Annotated in this window: 10 protein-coding genes; 5 read left to right on the forward strand and 5 right to left on the reverse strand. The window is 44.8% G+C overall.

The genetic code is table 11. The features are described from left to right. Positions 1–190: 190 nt before the first annotated feature. Entirely contained in the window at positions 191–880 is a 690-nt protein-coding gene (locus AC060N_RS18880) for a hypothetical protein (RefSeq protein WP_479525072.1), read from the reverse strand. A gap of 233 nt (positions 881–1,113) precedes the next feature. Between AC060N_RS18880 and AC060N_RS18885 the strand changes: the two genes are divergently transcribed. The 3 genes from AC060N_RS18885 (at position 1,114) to AC060N_RS18895 (ending at position 3,140) form a co-directional block, all read left to right on the forward strand. Continuing rightward, complete coding sequence (locus AC060N_RS18885; protein ID WP_479525073.1) at positions 1,114–1,698, forward strand: 30S ribosomal protein S16; 585 nt, start codon at positions 1,114–1,116, stop codon at positions 1,696–1,698. 116 nt (positions 1,699–1,814) lie between these two features. Then, entirely contained in the window at positions 1,815–2,357 is a 543-nt protein-coding gene (rimM, locus tag AC060N_RS18890) for a ribosome maturation factor RimM (protein WP_479525074.1), read from the forward strand. Positions 2,358–2,429: 72 nt separating this feature from the next. Then, entirely contained in the window at positions 2,430–3,140 is a 711-nt protein-coding gene (locus AC060N_RS18895; RefSeq protein ID WP_479525075.1) for a head GIN domain-containing protein, read from the forward strand. A gap of 67 nt (positions 3,141–3,207) precedes the next feature. Here the strand turns inward: AC060N_RS18895 and AC060N_RS18900 are convergent, their stop codons facing one another. Then, positions 3,208–3,783, reverse strand: a complete 576-nt coding sequence (locus tag AC060N_RS18900; RefSeq protein ID WP_479525076.1) for an L-threonylcarbamoyladenylate synthase — start codon at positions 3,781–3,783, stop codon at positions 3,208–3,210. Between the two features lie 20 nt (positions 3,784–3,803). After that, positions 3,804–4,622, reverse strand: coding sequence for a 2,3,4,5-tetrahydropyridine-2,6-dicarboxylate N-succinyltransferase (locus AC060N_RS18905; protein ID WP_479525077.1), 819 nt, complete (start codon positions 4,620–4,622; stop codon positions 3,804–3,806). 199 nt (positions 4,623–4,821) lie between these two features. Here AC060N_RS18905 and AC060N_RS18910 point away from each other — a divergent pair, with 199 nt between their 5' ends. Further along, positions 4,822–5,640 carry a carboxypeptidase-like regulatory domain-containing protein gene (locus AC060N_RS18910; protein ID WP_479525078.1) on the forward strand — a complete coding sequence of 273 codons (819 nt, stop codon included), beginning with the start codon at positions 4,822–4,824 and terminating at the stop codon, positions 5,638–5,640. Positions 5,641–5,714: 74 nt separating this feature from the next. Beyond that, the gene (locus AC060N_RS18915; RefSeq protein ID WP_479525079.1) at positions 5,715–6,659 is read left to right on the forward strand and encodes a pyridoxal-phosphate dependent enzyme; all 945 of its coding nucleotides are present in this window, start codon (positions 5,715–5,717) and stop codon (positions 6,657–6,659) included. Here AC060N_RS18915 and AC060N_RS18920 read toward each other — a convergent pair. Beyond that, positions 6,656–7,720, reverse strand: a complete 1,065-nt coding sequence (locus tag AC060N_RS18920) for a PorP/SprF family type IX secretion system membrane protein (protein WP_479525080.1) — start codon at positions 7,718–7,720, stop codon at positions 6,656–6,658. The two genes, AC060N_RS18915 and AC060N_RS18920, sit on opposite strands and share 4 nt — an antisense overlap. Before the next feature lie 8 nt (positions 7,721–7,728). After that, complete coding sequence (locus tag AC060N_RS18925; RefSeq protein WP_479525081.1) at positions 7,729–18,258, reverse strand: PKD domain-containing protein; 10,530 nt, start codon at positions 18,256–18,258, stop codon at positions 7,729–7,731. Positions 18,259–18,746: the final 488 nt, after the last annotated feature.

Here is an 18,746-nt window from a genome sequence, read left to right on the forward strand (position 1 = left end):
GCTTCTTGTTTTTTCACGACTAAAGATAGAAAATTGCTACCCGCCGATGAATTTTACTTTTCAACACCTTGTCAAAAACATGGTTTAACCGGGCCGCAAAATTATATCAACAATTCTACTTTGGAAAAAGCAACGCATAAAAAAAGGGAGAACCCACCGGCCTCCCTTCATATATCCTGTTAAACAATTATTAGTTAATCGTAATTTCCCTGTCGGTGGTCGAAATGGTTTGAATACTCGTATAGGCCGATGTTTCAAATTTCAGGGCAATGACTTCGAATTTCAGCGTTCCCGGTACATAGTTCGATACATAAGACGTCGGGATACTTAACTCAACGGTATCCTTTCCTGTTCCTCCGGCAAAAGGTGCAATATTATACACCTGCGTATCACCGCTAAAAACCTTCACCTGGTAACCATCGGCATTGGCCACTTTATCCCACTTCAGATGCACACTGCTTGCGTCTGCCTGGTATTCGGCTGCGGTAATATGCGGAGGATAGAGGAACTCACTTGTCAAATCATTGGTTTCCGTGGCCGTCATCCCATCGCTGAAATTAACCGAAAAAGTGTAAGTTCCCGGGACCGGAACTGTTGAAGTCATTTCCGAATCAGGAGTTTGCAGGTAGTAAGAATAACCACTGCCATCATAACTGTCAAGCGGAACCGTCTGCCCATCGGGTGTCTGTACCTCAACACTGGCTGCCGATGCCAGGGTTATCGCAGAATAGACAATCCCGTGGACGGTATCGTTATTGTATACTTTCGTCTGTGAGAATACATCTACTGTAGTTGTATAATCCGGCCTGGACTTCTTATTACACGATGCTAATCCCATCAGTATCAATCCAACACCTAATAACACATGCAATCTTTTCATAAATATGTATTTGATTTTACTATTGTACTATTGAATAAGATGATGTTCGGGAGAAAACGTTGCAATAAAATTACGTTTTTTATCAGAAATTCTCTCAAAACGGTCGTCGAACCTCGATTGATATTTGTTCTCTCCTAATCATTTGAAAACCACAGAACGGGTATTTCAGAATTAAAATATTGTTGTAACTTTGCCGAGCATTTAAAATTTTCAAATACTAATTGTAATTTCTTATGCCAGTAAAGATTCGTTTAGCAAGGCATGGTCGTAAGAGACATGCTTACTACCACATTGTGGTAGCAAATAGCAGGGCGCCACGGGATGGTCGATACATCGAAAGGATTGGTTCTTACAATCCGAACACAAATCCTGCTACAGTAGAGCTTGATTTTGACAAAGCTCTTGACTGGCTACAAAAAGGCGCCCAACCAACCGATACTGCTCGTGCGATTCTTTCGTACCGCGGTGTGCTGATGAAGAAACACCTGTTGGATGGTGTGAAAAAGGGTGCTTTCGACGAAGCAGAAGCTGAAAAACGTTTTGAAGCATGGATGAAGGAAAAAGAAGCCAAAATCCAGGCTAAAGTTGATCGGTTAGCTGCTGAATCTGACGAAGCATACAAAACAAGGCTGGAAGCCGAAGCTAAAGTTAGCGAAGCCCGCGCTGCAGAGATTGCCAAGCGCAACGCAGAAATGGCTGCCGAAGCTGAAGCCGCCAACGCTGAAGAAGCTGCAGAGGAAGCATCGGAAGAAGCAGAAGAAGCTGCTCCGGAAGAGCCTGCTGCTGATGACAGCGCCGAAGAGAAAACCGAAGAATAAGGTTTTCATTTCTTTGCTCCGACTTCGACGTTGGGAAAAAGAAATACAAAGCGATGGTCTTTTAGGCCGTCGCTTTTTTTGTGTAACTTATCCGGACATCTAACGACTTTGAATAAATGATGAGGGCTATCGTTAAAGAAGATTGTACATCGATTGGTTATTTGCAGAAAACACACGGATTGGATGGTAGCTTTACCATGCATTTCGAAGAACAATTCGACCTGACACTGGAGGAAGCAGAATATCTTTTCCTTGAAATCGATGGAGGATTAGTTCCTTTCTTTATCAGTGAAGACGGCTTTCGTTATCGCGGTAGCGACAGCGCCATTATCCATTTCGACGAAATTACTTCGCAGGAACAGGCACGTGAATTTACCGGATGTGCTGTTTTTGTATTTACCGATGAAATTATTGAACCCGAAGAGGAAGCTTCTCCTTCTATGCTGATGGGTTACGAAGTAATCGATCAGAAGCATGGCTTGTTGGGAAAAGTTGTACACGTCGACGATTATTCCGGAAACCTGGTTATTACGGTTATTTTCCGTGAAAACGAAGTATTAATTCCGCTCTCTGATGATGTGCTGACCGAAATGGATGAAGCCAACCGTCAGCTCAAGCTGATTTGCCCGGAAGGTTTGATTGAGCTTTACCTGGAATAATTTTTTCGAAAGAAGTGCAACTTTAGGCCAACTTACGCGTCAATACTTATATAATCAAAAAAGAAAGATCCAATGACAGCAAAGATTTTTTCGCTTATGGTTGTTCTGGCTTTCGCCTGGAACATAAGCGCCAAAGCCCAGGAAACTGATAAACGCACACTCCCGCCATTTACAGAAATTTCCCTAAGAGTGAGCGGCGATGTTCATCTCATGCAGGGTGATGACCAGTCGGTGGAAATTAAAGCCAAGGCTTCCACCATCAATAAACTCATAACCGAAGTAAAAGATCGCAAACTGGTGATTCGATTCAGTACCACTGACTCGTGGTTCAAAAGCTGGAATCCTGGTAAAATAGACATTTACATTACGATTCCCCAAATCGATGCACTCTCGGTTTCCGGTTCTGGTTCAATTCTATCGGATGATGAAATTACTTCGCGTATTCTGGACTTAGCGGTCAGCGGTAGCGGCGATATCAAACTGACAGATTTAAGCGCTGAAAAAGTATCTGCCGCTGTTTCCGGTTCAGGGGATATTTACCTGGAAGGCAGCGATACATCCGATTCGTTCGAAGCAGCTATCTCCGGTTCAGGCGATATCAAAGCGTCCGAACTGAAGGCAAAGAATGTGGATGTGAAAATTTCCGGCTCGGGCGATTGCGACGTTTATGCCGTTGACCAACTCAAGGTGAGAGTGATTGGTTCCGGAACTGTCCGTTACGATGGAAATCCGCAGATTGATTCAAATGTCAGCGGTTCCGGTGGATTCAAGAAAGGACGTTAATCAGCGAAAAGGATATAAAAAAAGAGCGGGAAGAAATCTTTCCGCTCTTTTTTTGTGCTCAATATTTTTATTTCCGCAGTATCTGAACTTCACCACTAACTCCCAGGCGAATAACACTGGAAGGAGAAGAGGGCATCCGCTCATCCTGCCGGTACTGCACAACGTAATCAACTCCTTCTACTATCTCCGGAGCCACCTCATCGAAGAATGCCGGCGACGGCTCGCCACTGATATTTGCCGAGGTTGAGACAAGCGGCTTGTGGAAGCGCTGAATCAGTTGCTGTGTAAATGGCTCCTCTGTTATTCGGATGCCAATGCTTCCGTCTTCGGCAATCAGATTCTTCGCCAGATTTTTGGCTCCCGGATATACAATCGTCAACGGTTTGTCCGCTACGTCAATCAAATCCCAGGCAACTTCCGGCACTTCCTCAATGTACGAATTCAGCAAATTGGGATTTTCCATCAGCACCAACATACTTCTGGAACTTTCCCGTTTTTTCAACTCGCTAACCCGGGCAACCGCTTCAGCGTTGGTCGCATCGCAACCGATTCCCCAGATGGTATCGGTGGGGTAAAGAATGATGCCACCTTTTTTCAATACCTCGAGGGCCTGCCGGATATCTTCCCGAAAATCAGATTCCATGTAATGTCCTATTTTCAATATTAAACCGAAACTCCATACTCACGGAGTGCGTCATTGAGCGATGTTTTCAAATCGGTAGATGGCTTGCGTTTACCGATGATCAGTGCACAGGGAACTCCATATTCCCCGGCAGGGAATTTTTTCATCCGGGTACCCGGAATAACTACCGAATTTGCCGGAATGTAACCTTTATATTCCACTTCCTCCTCACCGGTTACGTCGTAAATTTTGGTTGATTTAGTCAGCACCACGTTCGCTCCGAGTACCGCTCCTTCTTCCACTCGAACACCTTCGACCACAATACAACGCGAACCGACGAAGCAATTGTCCTCGATGATAACAGGAGTAGCACCTACCGGCTCCAACACGCCGCCGATGCCCACACCTCCGGAAAGATGGACATTCGAACCAATCTGTGCGCAACTACCTACCGTGGCCCAGGTATCGACCATCGTGTTCTCGCCTACCCAAGCACCAATATTCACGTATGATGGCATCAGGATCGCTCCTTTCGACAGGAATGAACCATAACGGGCTACCGCATGAGGAACCACGCGAACGCCTAATTCCTTATAATTCTTCTTCGTGGCAATCTTATCGTGGAACTCCAGTGAGCCAACTTCAATGGTTTCCATTCCCTGAATCGGGAAGTAGAGGATCACAGCTTTTTTCACCCATTGGTTAACTGTCCATTCGCTGCCGTTTTTTTGGGCTACCCGAACCTTACCCTTGTCGAGCATCTCAATTACCTCACGGATGCAGTTTTGCGTATCTTCTTTCTGCAGCAAAGAGCGATCTTCCCAGGCTGCTTCAATCGTTTCGATGTACTTATCCCACATAATATTCGTTTTAAATCACAAAAATACATATTCCGGTTCCGGAAAAAAACCAACCTCCCTGCCTATTTGATTTCGGCAACTTTCAAATCGTAACCAACGTTTTGTATCTTGCCTGCATCTATTGGTTAATGTCCAATTTGAAATAACACGTTCCCTTCGCAGTAGGAAAGCAGGATTGGGAAGCTATCAGGAAGCAATTATGCACAAGGCAAGATTTATATATCATACTGAAAATCCATACATCCGAACGTTGCAACGACTCGTTTTGTTCTTTGCATTATTACTCATTTCGGTATCACAAGTCAAGGCGCAAGTCTACTTTCCGGAAGACATGAAACAGGTGTCCGGTAAACTGATTGATGCAGAATCGGGAGACATTGTTCCTTATGCCCATATTATCAATCAGCGTGTGCATGGAGGAACCATTTCCGATAAGAACGGTATTTTCTCCGTTCAGGCCGATCCGTCCGATACCCTTACGGTGAACGCCATGGGTTTTAAAACCATGAAAATCATCGTGGCCGATTATCTCAAGAAAAACAAACAGGTGGTCATTTATAAAATGAATCCTATCAGGTACCTCGTCGGCGAAGTGGAAGTAACCGGTAAAAACCAGAAACTGGACTTGTACGGTGTTCCCCAGGGAAACAAATCGAAAGTGCCGATAGAATTGCGCAGCGATGATTTTAACAAGAAGCCCCATTGGACTTCTGCGATTTTTTCGCCACTCTCTTTTCTTCACTATAAGCTGAATAAACGCGAAAAGAGCAAGCGAAAAGCCATGGCGGCCATTATTACCGAGCAGCAGTGGGATAAATTCAAGCTGGTTTACAACCGCGACATCGTGCACAACATTACCGGTCTAGAGGGAGATACGCTTGACGATTTCATGGTTTACTGCAATGTTAACATGAACTTGTATTATAGTGCCACCAGCCTGGAAGTAGACCAACGCATCCGGGAACTATTCAAGCAATTCAAGGCCGAAAAAATGTCCAACGATTCCATTAGCAATTAATTTGAGAGAGTAGCGGTAATGTCGTTTTGAGAACCGGAATGGATTCCTATTTTTATTGAAAAATCCGTTCAGCTATGATTCTTCCAACTTTTGACGACATAAAGGAAGCGCACGAGCGCATTCAGCTATACATTCACCGCACACCTGTTCTCACCAGCGAGAGTGTTAATCGCTTGCTGGGTGCAGAACTGTTTTTCAAATGTGAAAACTTCCAGAAAGTAGGCGCCTTCAAATTTCGCGGCGCCTGTAATGCTGTCTTTTCCCTTTCGGAAGAAGAAGCATCGAACGGTGTTGGGACTCATTCATCCGGGAATCATGCAGCAGCGGTTGCTTTGGCTTCCCGCTTGCGCGGAATCAAAGCGCGGATTGTCATGCCGGTCACTGCTCCCGACATCAAGAAAAAAGCGGTGGCGGGCTACGGAGCCGAAATTACTTACTGCGCTCCCACCCTTGAAGCACGGGAAACAACCCTCCAGAAGCTCATTGACGAACATGGCATTACTGAAATTCATCCGTACAATAATTTTCGGGTAATCTCGGGACAGGGAACAGCTGCCAAAGAGTTAATTGAAGATGTTCGGGATTTGGATATCGTAATGACGCCGGTTGGTGGTGGCGGATTGCTTGCAGGAACAGCACTTTCCGCGAAAGCGTTATTGCCCGGCTGCCGTGTTGTTGCAGCTGAGCCGGCCGGTGCCGACGATGCTTACCGCTCATTTCGTGCCGGACACATCATTCCCTCAACCAATCCAAACACTATTGCTGATGGACTTCTGACTTCGCTGGGCGAGATGAATTTTGCTATTATTCAGCAATCTGTCGACGACATTGTCACGGTCTCGGAAGAAGCCATCGTGGAAGCCATGCGCATGATTTGGGAACGGATGAAGATTATTATCGAACCCTCTTCTGCCGTTCCGGTGGCCGCATTGCTGGAAAAGAAAATTCAGCCTGACGGGCAAAAGATTGGTATCATTCTTTCGGGAGGAAATGTCGATTTAGGCAAACTTCCTTTCTAATAATAAATCTTCAGGTTACGGGGTTGCTCCTTGTTGAAATGCAGACCGGCACGCTTGGTAAAACAGTCGAGGTATTTGGCTCCACAGCCAAAAATATCGCCAAACTCGATGATGATGGAGATTTCATGGGCACCACCACCAAAGCCGGCCAGGTCAGAAGTTTGGATATCGTAACTGTAGCCAAATCGGAATGAGCCGGTCACCAGTGCTGCACTTAACACAATGGCATCGTTATCGAGGTAGTGTGTTCCCAGATTTTCGTTCTTAAAAACCGGAATTCCCCGCCACCAGGCACCGAACTCCAATGAACGACTATACCAATAAGCACCAAAATCAAGCTGATTAAAATTGTGCTGGCGCTCATAGCGATAGCAAAATGCAGCCCTCCGGGGTTCTTCAATACGACTGACTCGTTCCCTCCAGACATTCATTCCTCCAAATACCACCATCTTCATCGGCGTCCTGGCCTGATCATCCAAAAAGGAATAGCTGGGTTGCATCATATGCTCCACCGTTGTTCCTATCCAGTACTTTCTGGAATAAAGGAATAGCGAAGTATTAAAATCGAGGTAATTTGCCTTCGTTTCAGCCAAATAAGCATCTCCACTAGACTGTCCGCCATTTACCAAGCCATCCGGAAAAATCAGTTTATTCCTGTTTAAACTCATCTGTCCTAACGTGAATTGGAGTCCCGGAATGAACTGTAGATTCTCTCCCAACTGAATCCGATAGGAATATTGTAAGCCAAGGTAGGTCGTATTATAATCAGCAGAACCGGCCTGATCGGTTACCATAATAGCTCCAAAGCCACTCCGGTACTTATTTACATACATGTCGGCTGAAACGGCATACGAGTGGTATGCCTGTTTGATACCCGGCCATTGGTTACGATAATTGCTGACTAAACGCACTCCACCTGTCGAGCCCGCCAGTGACGGACTCATAAAAGTAGGCGCTGCATAGAATTGTGAAAAGTGCGGATCCTGTGCATAAGACTTTGTTCCAAGCAGAAACACCTGCAGTAGCAATATGAATACAATGCGTTTTATCATCCCTGGCATACCATATACTACTGCAATAACGTAACATCACCCGCTTTAATTATTTGCGATCCATCTTTAAATGTACATTTTATACGCCAGATGTAAACTCCGGGAGAAGCAAGCTCTCCGTTGTAGTATCCATCCCAGCCAATATCGATATCATTAGACAGGAACATCAGGTTACCCCAGCGATTAAAAATCTGCATCTGGTACTGTTCTATATCTCCCTTTGCAACAACAGGATAGAACACATGATTATATCGATCACCCGGAGTGTATTTTCCTCCGTTGGGACCATCTTTGCTTGGCATAAAGGCATTGGGTACCGAAACCTTTGCGTCACTATAAGTCTCAACTCCCTGCGATACCGTAAATGTGTCGACACAACCGAATTTAGAAGTAGCAATCAAGGTAACCGGGAATACTCCCTCTTTCTGATATTCATGCTCTGGTTCGTACACCGTCGATGTATCACCATCACCAAAATCCCATAAATAGTTGTCGGCATTCTCCGAGAAGTTGGAAAAACTTACTTTCTCTCCCGGGATTTTCACCCTGCTTGGATACAAGTTAAAATAGGCTCTTACTGCAGGATAAACAACAATCTGCTTCTCTGATTCGGCAACATCACCAACCTGATTAAATACCTGCAGGTGCACATTATAAGTACCTTCAGCAAAGAATGTATGATCGGGAGTTTTTTGCGTCGAGTAGTTTCCATCTCCGAAGTCCCAGACATACCGGAAGCCATTTTCCGATTGGTTTCTGAATTGCACCCTTAACGGCGGACAACCAGCTGTATCAGGTTCAAATACTGCTGATGGTGGTCCAGCCAAAACAGTTACGCGCTGAACAACTTTTTGCGAACAGAAATCGCTGCTGGCGGTAAGCGTAATATCGTAGTTCCCGGGCTCTTCAAAATCGTGAGATGTTACGTCACCTTCTACTTCTTCGGTCATATCCCCAAAGTTCCAGACATAGTCCCAGGGTCCTCCTGGCGTTTCGTTTGTTATTTGAACGGTTTTATCCGGGAAGGTCTGCACCTGCGGATCGACAGAGAAAGCCGTTTGTGGAGTCGGGTGTACAAGTATCGATTTGCTAATGGTATCAGTACAACCATTCACCGAAGTTGCCACCAACTGCACCATGAATACGGAATCTTTCGATGTCGTATTCACGAAAGTATGCCTTGGCTGGAATTCACTTGAAAAACTAGCATCTGCGAAATCCCAGTAATACGTTGCACCTCCTGTCGACAAATTAGAGAAACTAACAGTTAACGGACTACAACCTTCATTCTTGTCCGGCTGAAAGTCGGCTGCAACCATTGGATGTACCTCTATGTCGGCGGTATATGAAGATTTACAACCAATCTCATTTTCCACCTGAAGTGTCAACGGATACGATACGGTTGTCTGTCCGCTATTAAGATAGTCGTGTGTGAAGTTTTCTTCATCATCTGTCGAAGTTGTACCATCACCGAATTTCCAGAGGTAATTTTCAGCACCAACTGACTGATCGGTTATTTCCAACGTATAAGGGGCGCAACCTCCCAATGAATTGACGCTAAAACTTGCTACTGGTGTCGGATATACCCGGATATCCATCCTGGCGGTATCAGAACAGCCATACCTCGACATAGAAATCAGCATCACATGGAAGATGGTATCTTTCTGCGAACTATTAACAAACGTGTGACTCGGATTGGTCGAACGATATACGCCCGAACCATCTCCGAAGTACCATTCGTAAGAGTAAGCGCCTTCCGACAAGTTCTTAAAATCTAGTGTCAATGGCGAACAACCGACAGTATCGGCAGAGAAAGCTGCTTTCACATATGGATTTACCTGAACACTTTCGTATGCATCATCCGAACAACCAAAGTTATTGGAAGCTTTTACCCAGATGTGGTAGCTCTGAACCATTGGATTCGTATTCAAATAGGTGTGGTTAACCAATGTATCTGAAGTAGTGGAGGTTGTTCCATCACCAAAGTCCCATGCGTAACTGTCTGCTCCGGTAGTATGGTTCGAGAACATGGCATCAAACGGCGTACAACCTTCAACATCAATCGCCGAAATATCAGCGTTAGGTGTTGGATGCACCGTAATGTCTTTCATGGTCGAATCAACACATCCGTAGGGTGAATAGGCCAGAAGTTTTACATTATATATTGTATCTGCCAGAGAAGAATTATCAAAGAGGTGATACGGGCTGGTAAAGTTTTCTACCGCGGAACCATCATCAAAATCCCATTGATAAGCAGTAGCACCACTGGACTCATTGTTAAACCTGATTCCCAAAGGAGCACAACCGATCGAGTCACTGCTAAAAGCTGCGTTGAGCTCAGGCAATACCTCGATGCGTGTTGCCATTGAGTCCACACATCCGGTGGCACTTTCAACAAGCACCCGCAAAGAGTAACTTACCGCCTGACTGGTTGTATTGTGATAGGTATGATTTACGATAGCGCCTTCTGCTATGTTTTCCTCTGTTCCATCGCCATACTTAACAGTGTAAGTAACGCCACCAACCGATTGGTTTTCCAATTGAATATCCAACGGTCCGCAACCTGTCGTCTTGTCAACAGTGAAATCGGCGTGCGGCGAAGCAAGAACCGTAACATCCTGGTAAGTAGAATCCTCACATCCGTAGAATGATTTGGCCACCAATTTTACCGTATAGATGGTATCATTGGTCGTCGACATATTCACAAATGTATGTGATGGATTATATGCCGTTGAAGTTGGTGTGCCATCACCATAATCCCAAACGAACTGTTGTGCACCGGTTGTCAGGTTCTGAAGCGTTGTAAACAGTGGTGAACATCCAATTGTATCGAGTACCATTGCAGTCTTCACTTCCGGAAGAACAGTAATTTTTCGAATAACCGAGTCGCGGCAACCATTTAGTGTTTCCACTACAAGTTTCAGGTCGTAATAAACCGGCGTAACACCTGTATTTTCATAGGTATGCGATACCGACTGTCCAGCCGCCGTGTATTCATCGGTACCGTCACCATAAACCCAGTGGAATGTATACCCCAGATACGAATTATTAGTCACATTTACAGTAAACGGAGCACATCCTTCAGCTGAGGAGACCGCGATATCCGCAATTGGTGCCGGTGATACAGTAATGGTTTGCGAAGTCGTATCCGAACAGCCATAATTATTATAAGCCACTAATTGAACTGTATTGATCGAATCATTCGGCGTATTGTTTTCAAACACTCTGACCGGATTCTCTGTAAAATCAGTAGTCCCATCATCAAATTTCCACTCGTAGCTGAATGCTCCCTGAGAAGTGTTCTGGAAACGAACCGGAAGCGGTGAACATCCTTGCGTATCACTAACGAAATCAGCTGTAACTGTCGGGTAGAGATGAATATTTTTAACGATGGAATCTGTACATCCGAAAGGATTGTCTCCCTGAACGACCATTTTATAGAACTGCTCAGCCGCATGCGAAGCTGTATAAGTATGAGTAGCATAACCTCCACTGTTAATCGTATCAGTTACTCCATCACCGTATTTCACGGTATAGGCCTGACCGGACAATGACAGGTTATCTACACGCACAGTCAATGGCGCACAACCTACAGTATCACTCACACTTACTTTAATTTCCGGAGCAGGATGAACCGTTACAGCCTGTTGCAATGTGTCCGCGCAACCATTCACCGATGTAGCAATCTGTCTTACATTGAAAACCTGATCAATCAGATTGCTGGTATTCACAAATACATGCTGCGGATTGGCAGAAGTAGCATTACTTCCGTCGCCAAAATCCCAATCGAGATACGACTCAGCCAAAGCAGTATTGGTAAACTGAACACTCAACGGTGAACATCCGACAGCAGGATTCATATTAAAGCCAGCGGTCACTTGTGGATAAACGACAAACACATGCTCACTGGTCGATTCGCAACCGTATGGCGAAGTGGCTGTCACCTTCATCCGGCGACTTATTGTCTGTAAGCTAGTATTTTTATATTCATGTGTAATATTCTTAGGAGCAGTCGTTACCTGTTTTGGAGTACCGTCTCCCCAATCATAAGTCATAGTGGTTCCCGGAGTTGAATTATCGGTAATCTCGACATTAAAAGGAGCACATCCGTTCGTTGCCGAATAAGTCAGATCGATATTCGGAGTTCCGTAAACCGTGATATTTTCCGTAAGACTATCTTTACAACCGTCTGATGTATAAGCCACCATCTTGACAGTGTAAACCGTGTCCCTGTCTGTCAGATTATAGAAGGTATGACTTGGATTCATTTGTGAAGATGGTGAACTGCCATCACCAAAATCCCACAAATAATAATATGCTCCTACAGAATTATTCTCAAACTGAACATTCAACGGGGCACAACCATCTGTCGCTGATGTAAAAGCAGCTTGCACGCCCGGCGTTGCCAGTACATTATCATTCGCTTTACTTATACAGCCATTTGCGCTGGTAGCAGTCAATGTTACCTGGTAACTTTGTGGATATGGTGTTGCGTTTACGTAAGTATGTGACAACGTTGCTGGACTAACGTATGTCGTATCCTTCGCACTGTCTCCAAAATCCCAGGCGTATGTCGTCGCGCCTGTCGAATTATTCTCAAATACGGCATCGAATGGAGAACAACCCGAAACAATCGGTATATTGAAACTGGCTTGTGGATTTGCATAAACAGTAACTGTATGTGACACCGAATCCGTTTTTCCGTAAGGCGTAGTTCCTATTAACCACACAGTATATGTTTGGTCGGTTGTTCCGTTATTTTCAAACGTATGCTTCGGATTGGTCAGATGCACATCGGGTGTGCCGTCTCCAAACTTCCATGTATAGGAAGTTGCAAATGTTGAACTATTTCTAAACTGAACCACGACCGGACTACAGCCAACCGTATCTGGGTCAAATACAATTTGAGGCAGATTGTCAGTTGCGAGTACTTGGGTGACAGCATCTGTACAACCAGAAGCAGATGTGGCCGTCAGGGTTATACTATAACTTGTTGTGGCTGTCGGTGAAACAAACTTATGCGTTTCAGTTCCCCAGCTTCCAAGACTAACGGTGTTCCCATCCCCGTAATCCAGAACATAACTTACTGCTCCATTAGACAAATTGGTAAATTCCACCGTAGTAGTATCTGCGGTAACATTCGTTACCCACATAGAGAAGTTGGCCTGCGGACTTCCCAGTACATTTACATTTTTTGTGATTGTATCAGAACAACCGTAATACGATTTGGCAACCAACTGAACAGGGTTCACTGCATCCACTCCAGGTGCAGTCTCATAACGATGTGATGGATCGGCCGTATAATTGGTTGCCGTGCTATCACCAAAGTCCCATTCGAATTGCTGCGCATTTGTTGACAAGTTTCGGAACTGTACATCAAGAATGGAACACCCGGTTGTATCCGGTGCAAAATCTGCAGTCACTTTGGGAAGTACCCTAATCGACACAGTAAGAGAATCACTACAGCCCAGCGAATTAACGGCCTTCAATTTCAAATTGTAAGTGACTGGTGTCGTTGTATTGTTAGTATATAAATGAGATATATTACCCAGACTGTTAGTTGTTTGCGTTGCACCATCACCAAAATCCCAATAATAAGTGGTTGCTCCTGTCGATGCGTTTGTTCCTTCGAAGGTAAACGGAGAGCATCCCGTATAATTTGGGGCATTCAAATCGGCAACCGGTGCAGGCGCTACCAGAAATGCCTGATGTGCCGTGTCCGAACAACCATACAACGAAGTAGCTGCTAACGAAACATTGTATATTGTATCGCTAAGACCATAGTTATTAAATATCCTAACGGGATCTTTCACATATTCTTTTGAGCCTCCGTCACCGAAATCCCATTCATACGAGAATGCACCAGTTGATGTGTTGGTAAAGTCCACCACAAACGGAGCGCACCCAGCTGTATCCGCAGTAAACGAAGCAGTAACATTCGGATACACAACAATACTCTTCACCACAGAATCCTGGCAACCAAATGAGTTGGTTGATTTCACCACCAGGTTATAGGTCTGAGGAGATGTTCCCGTGTTGAGATATTGGTGCGTCAAATCGGTGGCTGTCGTCAATGTCTCTGTCGTTCCATCTCCATAGTCTACTTCATACGAAACACCATCCGGAGAAGTATTGTGCAATGTGGTATTCAATGGTGTACAGCCAGTTGTATCGCTAATATTAAAATACACTTTGTCAACCGGATATACATGCATGGTAGCGTAAGCGGTATCGAGACATCCACCAGATGAGCGGGCAACCTGCATGACCGTAAACTGACTTTCTGCATTACCAGTCGCATTGTAAATATGCTGCGGATTGAAATTGGTATCATCAACTGTTCCATCTCCAAAGTCCCAGTGCATGGTATATGCGCCTGTTGCTGTATTGACGAAGTCAGCAACCAATGGCGAACAACCAACAGTATCGACGGAGAAACCTGCGGTCACTCCCGGCAACACCTGAATCGGGTAACTCACTGAGTCACGGCATCCTTCCGCTGATTCAACCACTAGTTTCAGGTTATATACTACCGGAGTTAAATTCGGATTCGTATACGTGATACTGTAGTTGGCTGCATAGCCGGTCGTGTCTTTTCTGCCATCACCATAGTCCCAATAGAAATAGTCACCATTCAGTGAATTATTCTGAATATTAATGACTAACGGGTCACATCCATAGTTGTCTGACAATGTGATATCCGCTTTCACCTCCGGCTTCACGAGCATCTGATGAGTTGTCGAGTCCTTACAACCGTAGAAGGAAGAGCTGTTCAATTTAACAGTATAAACTGTATCTGTTCCTGTTGAATTGGTATAGGTATGGGAAGCAAGGTATTTATTGCTTGGATTCACGGTTCCGTCACCAAAATTCCAGGTATAGGTGTATGCCCCGGGATCGGCCACCATGATGACGTCGGCCGGTGAGCAGGCCGTGTCGGGCAACAGACTGAAATCAAAATGCTGTGTCGGATAAACAGTGACTTCGCGCATCAGGCTATTGACACACCCATAGGTATTGGTCGCAGTTAATCGTACCCTAAAATACCGAATGTAGGTAGAATCGTTGATGAAATCATGTGTCGTGTTAAAATCAGTACTCGTCTGACCATCGTCAAAATCCCATAAATACTTGATGGCTCCGGTAGTTTTGTTCGTAAAGGTTGCCGGAACCGGACTACATCCCGGAAGGTAATCCATATCAAAGCTGGTCACCGGAATCGGATGTACCAAAATGTTCTGAAAAGCTGTATCCGAACAACTACTACTGTTCGTTGCGATCAACCGAACTCTAAAAGACGCATTAGTATCTGTTCCGTTTGAAAAAGTATGTGATGGATCCGTTTCCAAACTACTCATACCATCGTCAAAAGTCCACAGATACTGATCGGCATGTTGAGACTGGTTCGTAAAATCAACGGCCAGCGGGTTACAACCCACTGTATCGGAAGCAGAGAAAGCTGCAACTGCCCGCTGATACACGGTTACCGTATTGTCAACGGTATCGATACAACCAAATGAAGATTCTCCGGTAAGTCGAACAACGAATGTCGTGTCATTTCCGGTAGGACTGGTAAAAGTATGGGACGGACTTTGCTGACTGCTGTTGGCAGAGCCATCACCGAAATCCCAGTTCCACCAGGTTGCTCCCGGATTTGCATTCACGAATCCGAAGGTTGATGGGTTACACCCTTCAAAGTGGACAGGCGAACCAACAAGGAAATCAGGTTTCACTGTAATTTCCTGCTGTGTTGAAGTTTCACAAGTACCGTTCTGAATAGTCAGGGTAATAACAAAATTCATTAATCCTGATGAAGTATTATGGTACGTATGCGCCACCGGATCAGACGTGTACACTGTATCACGCTTACCATCTCCATAATCCCATATATAAGTTGAACCACCAACGGTACCTCCATCCGACATCTCTAACGTATACGGTGAACAACCGGATGTGTCAGGAACTGAAATAACCGGATCGGGATAAGCTACGAAATCGATGGTTACGTCATCAGAAGAAGAACAACCGTTTCCATTATCGTCCGTCCATCGGAAAACATAACTTCCCTGCTGATCGACATCAACCAGTGTATTATTCCGATCGGAAAACTCGAACGTTGCGGTTCCGGGACCTGAAACCTGGGTCCAGAATCCATTACCCAGTGCCGCACTTCCCGAAAGGTTGTATTGTAATCCACACACAGAATCATCAGGCCCTGCATTCGGTGTCGGAATCTGAATGAAATTGACCACAACCGTATCGACTCCCTCACAAGTCTGATTGACAACTGTCCACCCAAACTCATAAGTTCCGTATGACGAAACCGTTACTCCACTTGCCGGATCCGATGTATTCGAAAAGGTTGATGTTCCGGGACCAGATAACTGCACCCAATGAGCAGGATATATCGGTGATTGATTTGCATGCAGATCTGCTACCAATCCGCAGGTATCCTGATCGGCTCCGGCGTTAGATGTGGGCATCTCTAAAATCTTTACCACCGTTGAAGCATTGTCGCTACAACCTGCATCATCTGAAACAGAATAATCGAGATGATAGATTCCCGGCGTTCCAGCCTGGAAATTCGGATTTTGTACACTGGTATTGTCCAGATAGGTAGCATCCGCACCTGTCCACGAATGATTTACATAATTTCCGGAACCGCCAGTTATGGTTGGAACCATTTGTAACGGTTCGCCGGTACATCCAAATACCGTATCCGGAAGTGTGACATTGAGGTCGGCTACATCCATATGGAAATCAACCGTATCCGCACATACTTTCGTGCTTACAATATAACGAACGCTGTAAAGTCCAGCGTCGGTGCCGTCAAAATGAACCGTCGAACCTTTGGGATTCTTCTCCTGCAGGTATTTTGTATCTCCGCTCCAATCGTGCTTCAGTCCGCTTATCAATGTATTGGGATTTCCGTTTAATTCAACAGTTGAGCCCAAACACATATTGATTGGATCCCCAAGCGTGCTATGTGCACCGAGATTGGGATAAACAATAATATCCAAATAACTGGTATCGCGGCATCCGTATTGAGATTCAGTAATCAAACGGACTGTTACAGTATCATTCTCACCAGTTGTGTTGTCGAAGGTCCACATGGGATTGGTTCTGGTGTCGTCATTTACACCGTCCTCATTGAAATCCCAGTAGCGGTTATGTGTACTTACAGACCCACTTCCTCCGCCAACGGCCCAGAATTTAATCTTCTGCGGAGCACAGATCGCGCTATCCGATGCGGCAATTCCAATTTTTTGCGTATCGTGAACCAGAACCTGCTTACTTTGTGTTGAGATACATCCGTTATTATTCACACCATTTAACGTGATGGTAAAAGTCTCGTCGCCGTTACCGACTGTATAAATATTGTTAACAGTTTCGTTGGTCGTTGTATTGTAGGTCGTACCGTCTCCGAAATCCCACTCATAGTTGTCAGTGTTGGTCGAATTATTGGTCATATAAACCACTAAAGGTTCACAACCTTCGGTATCCGACAACGAGAAGTTTAGATTAGGTGATTGTTTTACTGTGATATAAGTAGTATCAATTCCCTCGCAACCTCCATTATTTACTTCTGTGTAAATGATCTGGTTGGTTCCGATATTGGCTTTAGAAGGATCAAAAAGTCCGGTACTGCTGACTCCCGGTCCCGACCAAGTTCCAGCTCCTGTCACATTTCGGCCTGTTACAACCAGATTGAATGGAGCATCGGCACTACAAACCGGACTTACCGGAGTAATTCTGGGCCAGGGCTTATCGATAATAATAATTCGGGCAGTACCTGAAACCGGATCATTGTCGGGATATGGATTACAGAAGTTCCAGTTGTCAAGGCGAATCTCAAATACCTTTCCAACATCTGTTGAATCTGTTTTGGGTACATAAATAGACCAACTACGGTTCTTGGGATCGTAAGGACCATCAGCGATATAGCCATAATGAGTAGTATCACCTGCAACCATCCCATTTCCGATATGAATAATAGTCCCATCTGGCCTGTTTAGCTCAATTCCCGGGATTCGGTTAGCTGGATCATCAATACCATACGTAAATTGAGTGATTCGATCCTGATAGTTGGGTTTGTCAACGGCTGGAGCGGTACAGTTCCATGTACTTTGATCATGGAACATAATGGTTGTATCCTCACCTACACAAACCTGAACCTCATAAGGATAAACACTGATATTACCACCATTGGAATCATCCTTGTCCCAGACCGTAACAATCTGTGGTACCTTAGAGTCGGTGCAACGAACTCCATCAACGATCAATGTTGAACTGGCATTGTAAGTACAACTACCATTTACCTGGGAGGGATAGTTATGATTGTCTGTAGCACTGATGACCGGGAAAGGTCCGGAATTATCAATGGTAGCATCAACCAAATCAACAGTGCCATCTCCCCAATCAAACTCAACTTGGAAAGAAGAAGCACCACTAATACTGAAAAGGGTATATTCCGCGTCGAATGCGTAAACATTGACCGGCGCACAGATACCATTGACTTTAATGTTACTACCTTTCTGAAAAATCAAATCACAAACCTGAGCGTTTGCGCTGTTTCTTCCGAAAAGTACCAACGATATAAGCAGTAAAAAAAAGGTGTACTTGCCCTTGTGAGATTTAATTTGTCTCGCTCCCATTAATTTTGCCCCGACTTTAATTACTCCTTTTGAACTATTGCTCCTACTGCTTCTAAAACGAAGTAATGACTTTACCTATCGCAAACCGTACTAAACAAAGTGGTCGCTTGCCATCTTTCAGCGGACTGCGACCGGTAAAGTCAACATCACTTCGAATGCTCCATTTCTCTTCTTTGTCATTGTCTGATTCAGAAGATTACTTGTAGGAGAGAATTCTGCTCCTATCCTCATTATCCTGGTTGCCTGGCGGAAAAATAAGGGCTCTATGCCTTAGTCATCCCCTGAATAAAAATTTATTTTAATTCGGGGAATCCGGTTTTTTCATGCCATCTGTTTAAATTATTAACATGAACACGACACGTTTCAAGTCAGAAGAAATG

Source organism: Prolixibacter sp. DSM 2831 (genome assembly GCF_056493735.1).